Below are 6,859 nucleotides of genomic sequence, written 5' to 3' on the forward strand. Positions count from 1 at the left end.
ACTGAGGACTATATCAAAAACGAAATTTCCCAAATGCTGATTCCAAAACCCCGGACTATTATTAAGAACTGAACCGCTTCGCGGAAGTTGCACTCCCCAACAGCTAAAATTCAATCAACATTTTCCATTTTATCCAAATAGATTTACAATAACTCCTGCGGCATTCTGCCGAGTTTATTAATTTCTATCAAGGAGGTTTCAAAATGGCTAAAAGTCTTAGAACTCAATTTATGAATCATATGATTCTTCATCGTTTTTCACATTACACCATAAAAAATTATATGTCTGCTGTTGAAAAACTTGCAAAATATCATAACAAATCTCCAGACAAACTTACTAATGGGGATATTCAAAATTACTTGCTCTATCTCATTGGAGAGCGCAAATTAACAGGGGGTACCTGCAATGTTCATATGTCTGGAATTTCATGTTTTTATAAAAATATTCTTCAATGGGATGAGACTGATTTTAAACTCCCCCCATCTCCAAGAATCAAAAAACTTCCCAATATATTAAGTGTAGAAGAAGTAAAAAGACTGTTTGAATGTGCGGCTAATCTCAAACACAGAGTTTTGCTCAAAACTGTATACAGCGCCGGTCTCAGGATTAGCGAAGCTGTTAAACTAAAGCCCATACATATTGAAAGCGATCCTTCAAGAATGATGATCAGAATAGAACAGGGCAAAGGCAAAAAAGATCGTTATACTGTTTTATCAAAGTATCTGCTTGATGAACTCAGGCTATATTGGCAAGAATATAAACCCGGCAAATGGATTTTTCCAGGTCAAAATAAGGAAAACCATATCGGTTTTTCAGGTGCCAGAGAAGCTTTTCTTATTGCAAAAAAAAAGCCGGTATAGAACGAGGCCGAGGGATGCATACCCTTCGGCATAGCTTTGCAACACATCTTCTTTCACAGGGAACAGATCTTTTTACCCTCAAACAACTTCTTGGGCATTCCTCCATAAAAACCACTATCATTTATCTTCATTTGGTAAAGCAAAGGATCACAGAATTTAAAAGCCCTCTTGATGCCATGTATGAGGATCAGGAGGGGCAAAAATGAAAAAATCATTTGAAGTTGCAGATGTTTTTCGTCTTTATGGCAAGGATTATCAAAAACAAAATATCCTTTCTTATCAAAAGCTTAAAGTTATGAATCATATCTCTGTTTGTCGAACAGCACAGTTAGGCGGTGTCAAGGGTCACGAGAAATTGAGCCATTTATGGTCATCAAAAATGAGCCACACCGATTCATTTTATAAATCTCCTTTGCCTTTTTTTGTTATGGGATCATGATATTTAAAACCGGCGTCGATCAATATATATTCCAGCATTATTCCGACTTCACCTCTCTTTTTGAGTTCATCAAGCATCCACTTTTGTATACGGGCATTGACATGAACCCGTTTCAAGTGTGGTGGTAGTTTTGGCTTTGGTTTTCCCCTGTATCCTCCACGGTTTTCTACCATATGCACACCTCCTAATGGTAAGACGATCGCTGAAGATTACCGATATTAGGGCATTTTAGATAATTGTGCCCCGTTTTACAAAAATACAGGGCCATATTCGATGTGACTTTAGCCCCTTCCTTACTGCCCGCATTCATGCTTTTTTGCCTTTCAGTCTGTAACTGTTACCCTTAATATTAATGACGGCGCTGTGGTGAAGCAGTCGATCGAGGATGGCAGTCACGATGATCGGGTCATGGAACAGTTCTGTCCAGTCTCCGAATGCCTTATTTGACGTGATAATGGTGCTGCTCTTCTCGTACCGGTTAGCAATAAAACGAAAGAACAAATTGCACTCTTCCCGTGTGATAGGTGTGTAACCCACTTCATCCACAACGACCAGGGAGGATTTATAGTACCCACGGCCCTTACCCGGCTTTCCAGCTTCGTGATCCTTTCGCAGCTTGATAATCAGATCCTCCATGTTGGTAAAATAGATACTCATGCCGGACTGACACGCTTTCAGCGCAAGGGATACCGCAAGATGCGTCTTTCCCACACCGGGAGGGCCAAGGAAAATTACATTGCCTTTCTCACGGATAAAACTTAAGTCAAAAAGTCCCATGATTTTCTGTTTATCCAGGCCGGGTTGGAAGGCGAAGTCAAACTCATCTATGCTTTTGATATACGGTAGTCCTGATATTTTTAGTGCAGTTTCGATGCGGCGCTGCTCTTTTGCCGCCACTTCCTCTTCGAGCAGTTCATCGAGAAAAGACAGATAGCTTTTTCCCTGTTCCTCGGCCGTCTTGGCAAGGCCGCCTAAAACTTCATAAATCCGGGGGAGCTTTAATCGGGTGAGGTTGGATTCAATGCGATCCATTACAAGGGTATTACTCATGCAAACACCTCCTGCAGTATTTCTTCATATGCAGAGATGGAACGGACCTCAACATCCATGTCATATTGGGGTTTCTGGGGACTGATCGTCTGCTTTGCCCGTCCCTTACTTTTCTGGGCATGGTGATATTTGCGCCGATTCATGTCCATGTCTTTTTTTAAGGCTTCGTAGAATCTCTTCTTCTGGACCAGATTTCCCTTTGTTGATGGGATGTCATAGGTAACTACCAGCCAACTATTTTGAAAAATGCGTAGCTGTCCATCTTTCGAGCGAAGGATGACCTGTTCTCCTACCAGGGTGTGGGGGACGACATAGCGGTTTCCATGAAAGTGGACAGTGCAGTCTTTATACACCTGCCGGTAAATACGATATGAGGTATCAAACGGCTGCGGAGGCAGTGCATTTAAATGTGGCTGCTCCCGCTTAAACCGGGCGCTGACTTTTTCATGGGTGGTGCCATGGATCCGTTCATCCTTTTTTAAAATCCAAGACCAGAGGTCTTTGTTGGCCCTGATTAAGTTGACAAAACCGTATCCTCGCCAGAACCCTTCCCGGATGAAGGTATAAGGACGTTCAACCTTCCCTTTAACCCAAGCAGCATAAGCAGGGGCTACTTTGGGAACGAATCCGTAATGAACGGCAAATCCTATCAGGGTAGAGTTAAATTTGTCCTTTCCAGCCAGCTTGGCGATATACACATTTTTCATGCGATCATAGAGTATCTGATCCGGGACGCCGACGAAGTACTCAAAGGCGTGTATATGGCAGTCTAGAAAGCTTGGCATGTCGCATCGTTCGATCAACTCTGTATAGATTCTCCGGGAATATCCCAGAATCATTGAAAACAGGTACAGCTTTCTGACACTGCCATCGGGAAGTTCAACCTGAAATTCTCCGAAATCCACCTGGGCCTGGTGACCGGGTTCTGTCTCAAATCGCATGTAGGCAATTTTCTGTTTTTGTTTCTTGAGTTTACCGACCTTTCGCTTCACTGTTTCATAACTGCCGGCATAGCCTTGGTTGACAAGGCGGTCATAAATCCAGGTGGCGGTGTAATATTCGTCTTCATCAAGCCAAGCTGTGATGGTACCGTGATAAGGATCAAGAATGCTCGTGCGATGATATGGCTTTGGATTTTTCAAGCAGCTTTCCGGGGCTTCAAGGTATTTTTTGACGGTGTTACGGCTTATGCCCAGGCGCCGGGCTATGGCCCGCTGGGTCAAGCCGAACCTGTGCAGATCCAGTATGTCCAAAATGGTCTCCTTTTTTTCATAAACTCTCCACGATTGTCCCGGGTAAATGCAGCAACATATGCATTTACTCGGGAAGTTGAACAAGGGGGATTGAAAAAAGATCCCCCTTGTTCAATTCCCTAGTGGCTCAGTTTCAAATGACCATTTTTGGCTCAATTTAACATGACCATCGACAGGCGGACATTTCGAACAATGTGACCAGTGCGGCTTTGAACGAATATCCTATAATTCTTGTAGAGACAGGCATTGCCCAAAATGCCAGACTATGGTCAAGGAAAAATGGCTCAATGAACGGAAGGCAGATCTGCTGCCCTGCAATTATTTTCATATGGTCTTCACCGTTCCTCATGAACTGAACGCCATTATATTGATCAATCCCAAAATCATGCTGAACAACCTGTTTGCGGCTGTGAGCCAAACATTGCAAACATTTGCCCGTGATCCGCAATGGAAAATCCATGGTCAACTCGGGTTCATCTGCGTCCTTCATACCTGGTCGCAAAAACTTACCGATCATTTCCATATCCACTGCCTTGTCGCCGGTGGGGCTCTTTCATTTGACAAGAAGCTTTGGGTAACATCCAATAAATCGTATTTGTTCAGGGTTCAGTCTTTGTCCAAAGAGTTTAAAAAAAGATATCTTGGACTGCTTGAAAAAAAATATTTTAATAATGAGCTGTCGTTACCAGGCAGACTGGCAAAATACCGCTGTGAAAGGGAGTTCAACATTTTTATTCGTTCCCTTTTTAAGGTCAAATGGATCACCTATGCCAAACGACCTTTTGCCGGTCCTGAACAGGTTCTTGAGTATCTTGGACGTTATACGCATCGTGTGGCCATATCAAACAACCGGATAAAAACCATAGATAATGAACAGGTCAGTTTTGAATACAAAGACAGAATGGATAATGATACGATAAAAAGTATGACAGTCTCTGCCCATGAATTTATCCGTAGATTCTTGCTTCATGTGCTTCCGCATAATTTTATGAAAATCCGATATTTTGGTTTTTTATCACATCGGAATAAAAAACTGGCCGTTAAAATAATCCGACAATTGATTGATCCTGATGCCAATTTGCCGCAGAAAGTAGAAGAGACTTATCTGGAGATGATGCAAAGACTGACAGGCCAGGATCTGTTATGCTGCCCCAATTGTAAAAAGGGGAGAATGACGATTATCAAGGAACTGCCGAATCAGCTTCTCGATTCTACATGACTCAATCTGAAATTGATGTTAAAGATGAAATCGCTGCACAGACGATATCGGACCCGTATGTCAAAAGGAGATTTTTGTCAGAAATACTGAAAAAAAGACCTGGTAAGGAACTCAATATGGTCTTGAGAGATCATATTTTTTTACTGTTGAAATGAATACCCGGACAACAACCTATCCAAAGGAAAGCCATACAATCCCCATAGCCGCTTCGGCACATATCTGACATTCAGTTCTTACATTTTATCGATTTGTTGCAAACAGCTAATCAGACTGTTTTAATTTTGTGGGCAACAATCGATAAAACGCTCTTCTAAAAGTCCGGGTTCATTTCATGAGATCTATACAGTGAAAGACCTGGACCGTGGAAGTGAAAATGATGGACTATGCTTTTCTGTGCCGGCAGCAAAATTTGGAGATGCAGTCTCTATTGGCAGATGGCTCAGGTACAGATTCGCAGGTGAATATGTCGGGCATGTCAGATTGTTCATTTTCAGTGAATTCCTTTGTCTGTGCGAGATACCGGTATGTATCATTTGAGGAGTGTTGGAAATGCAAAATTTTGCATTTCTGATACTTTTGGTTTGTAATAGTACTGAAATGGCCACCAATCGCGGATATGCGGGCAACTGGAAACAGCGGGATAAAAACCAGCCAAAATCACCGTTTAAAAACCAGCCACCCCTTATCACGGGCACACCAGTCCGTGTCCGGTAAAAACCAGATTCAAAAGGCCGGGTGTTCAGACCTGAGCCAAGTCCTGACTAAATTTTTGTTTGTGCCAATGATCATTTTTTTCGATAACTGTCTCCCTCCATGATAAGGATCTCAGAGTTGTAAACGAGGCGGTCGGCAATCGCTGTGGCAACAGTGGTTCCGTCAAAGATGTCTCCCCAGCGGGCAAACGGCAGGTTGGTCGTTATGATGGTGGACCTTTTCCCATGCCGGCCGCTGATGACCTGGAAAAACAGGTTTGATCGTAAGCGGTAATTAAACCCCATCTTCCGCAGCCCCGCCCACCGGAGTATGATGTCGCCAAAATTCAAAATGGAGGCATCATGGGAACAGAAACAAGACAAGAAAAACTGGAGAAACTCCGCAAGTTCTGGAAGACCCACCTGGATAAATGGGAAAAGTCCGGACTTTCCCAGAAAGAATATTGCCGGCAGCACAATCTGGTTTATCATCGCTTCGGGTATTGGAAAGCCCGGTTTAAATCCAGAAACCTGCCGGTCAAGTTCGTCCAGGTGGCATCACAACCCATAAACCCCGGCCCATATGTTTTAAAGCTCAATCTGCCCCGGGGTTGCCAGATTGAAATTCCGGACGATTTTTCGGCAGACACATTGAAACGGGTCCTGGTCACATTGCAGGAGTCGTAATGATAACCGTTCCATCAGAAGTAAAGATCTATCTGGCCCTGGGTGCAACGGACATGCGAAAATCCATCAACGGCCTTTCCATTATCGCCAGTGAACAGATGAAGCTGGATATTTTCTCAGGCCATCTGTTTGTTTTCTGCAACCGGAGCAGAACCATTTTGAAGATCCTGTATTGGGACCGGAATGGATTCTGCATCTGGCAGAAACGGCTTGAAAAAGACCGGTTTAAATGGCCCGGCACCCACAAAGAGGTCATGAATATCGGGGAAAAAGAATTGTCCTGGCTGGTGGCGGGATTGAACATTCAGCAGGCCCACAAACCGTTGAAATATTCCATGATTTTTTAGAGAAAAAACTATGAAAACCCGCGTGGTTGTGCTATATTCAGCACATGAACATCGAGAAGATTTCAGACATAAACGATATTGATGAATTAAAGGAAAACCTGTTTTTTCTGGTCGGAGAATTCGACCAGAAAGAGCGTAATTACCAGTCTGAAATCAAAATCCTCAATGAACAGATAAAAAGTCTTCAAGACAGACTGTTCGGCCGTAAAACAGAGAAAATCCACAAACCGGACGGACAGCTTCCCCTGTTTGATATGCCTGAACCGGATCTCCCCATCCAGGAAGAGCCGGAAGATGTTACCATTAAGGAAC

General features: G+C 43.2%; 10 protein-coding genes and 1 pseudogene. 7 read left to right on the plus strand and 4 right to left on the minus strand.

Annotated features, from left to right (window positions below):
* Positions 1 to 203: 203 nt before the first annotated feature.
* The 3 genes from K365_RS26210 to K365_RS28185 are packed head-to-tail and all read left to right on the plus strand — an operon-like array spanning position 204 to position 1,299.
* Entirely contained in the window at positions 204 to 860 is a 657-nt protein-coding gene (locus K365_RS26210) for a site-specific integrase (RefSeq protein WP_051147957.1), read from the plus strand.
* Between the two features lie 14 nt (positions 861 to 874).
* On the plus strand, positions 875 to 1,066 hold the full coding sequence (locus K365_RS29560; RefSeq protein ID WP_006963417.1) for a tyrosine-type recombinase/integrase: 192 nt from the start codon (positions 875 to 877) through the stop codon (positions 1,064 to 1,066).
* Positions 1,063 to 1,299 (plus strand): hypothetical protein, encoded by a 237-nt coding sequence (locus K365_RS28185; RefSeq protein ID WP_156887813.1) that lies wholly within the window; start codon positions 1,063 to 1,065, stop codon positions 1,297 to 1,299. Before K365_RS29560 ends, K365_RS28185 begins: the two co-directional genes overlap by 4 nt.
* On the opposite strand, the gene K365_RS0124720 is transcribed toward K365_RS28185, so the two are convergent.
* The 3 genes from K365_RS0124720 to istA form a co-directional block, all read right to left on the minus strand.
* On the minus strand, positions 1,260 to 1,472 hold the full coding sequence (locus K365_RS0124720; protein ID WP_024333569.1) for a hypothetical protein: 213 nt from the start codon (positions 1,470 to 1,472) through the stop codon (positions 1,260 to 1,262). The genes K365_RS28185 and K365_RS0124720 overlap by 40 nt on opposite strands.
* 133 nt (positions 1,473 to 1,605) lie before the next feature.
* On the minus strand, positions 1,606 to 2,349 hold the full coding sequence (gene istB, locus K365_RS0124725; protein ID WP_029724919.1) for an IS21-like element helper ATPase IstB: 744 nt from the start codon (positions 2,347 to 2,349) through the stop codon (positions 1,606 to 1,608).
* Positions 2,346 to 3,602 (minus strand): IS21 family transposase, encoded by a 1,257-nt coding sequence (gene istA / locus K365_RS0124730; protein WP_024333570.1) that lies wholly within the window; start codon positions 3,600 to 3,602, stop codon positions 2,346 to 2,348. Before istA ends, istB begins: the two co-directional genes overlap by 4 nt.
* A gap of 181 nt (positions 3,603 to 3,783) precedes the next feature.
* Between istA and K365_RS0124735 the strand changes: the two are divergent.
* A pseudogene (locus K365_RS0124735) lies at positions 3,784 to 4,821 on the plus strand (IS91 family transposase); the annotation flags it as partial.
* 785 nt (positions 4,822 to 5,606) lie between these two features.
* On the opposite strand, the gene K365_RS0124750 reads toward K365_RS0124735, so the two are convergent.
* Positions 5,607 to 5,819 carry an ATP-binding protein gene (locus K365_RS0124750; protein WP_245569309.1) on the minus strand — a complete coding sequence of 71 codons (213 nt, stop codon included), beginning with the start codon at positions 5,817 to 5,819 and terminating at the stop codon, positions 5,607 to 5,609.
* Positions 5,820 to 5,876: 57 nt separating this feature from the next.
* Between K365_RS0124750 and tnpA the strand changes: the two genes are divergently transcribed.
* The 3 genes from tnpA to K365_RS0124765 form a co-directional block, all read left to right on the plus strand.
* Complete coding sequence (gene tnpA / locus K365_RS0124755; protein WP_024336764.1) at positions 5,877 to 6,200, plus strand: IS66 family insertion sequence element accessory protein TnpA; 324 nt, start codon at positions 5,877 to 5,879, stop codon at positions 6,198 to 6,200.
* On the plus strand, positions 6,200 to 6,547 hold the full coding sequence (gene tnpB, locus K365_RS0124760) for an IS66 family insertion sequence element accessory protein TnpB (RefSeq protein WP_024336765.1): 348 nt from the start codon (positions 6,200 to 6,202) through the stop codon (positions 6,545 to 6,547). The genes tnpA and tnpB overlap by 1 nt, the downstream gene beginning before the upstream one ends.
* A gap of 44 nt (positions 6,548 to 6,591) precedes the next feature.
* Positions 6,592 to 6,859: IS66 family transposase (locus K365_RS0124765; RefSeq protein WP_024336766.1), on the plus strand; the 268-nt coding region annotated here is incomplete at its 3' end.

The organism is Desulfotignum balticum DSM 7044 (genome assembly GCF_000421285.1).
Classification (GTDB): domain Bacteria; phylum Desulfobacterota; class Desulfobacteria; order Desulfobacterales; family Desulfobacteraceae; genus Desulfotignum; species Desulfotignum balticum.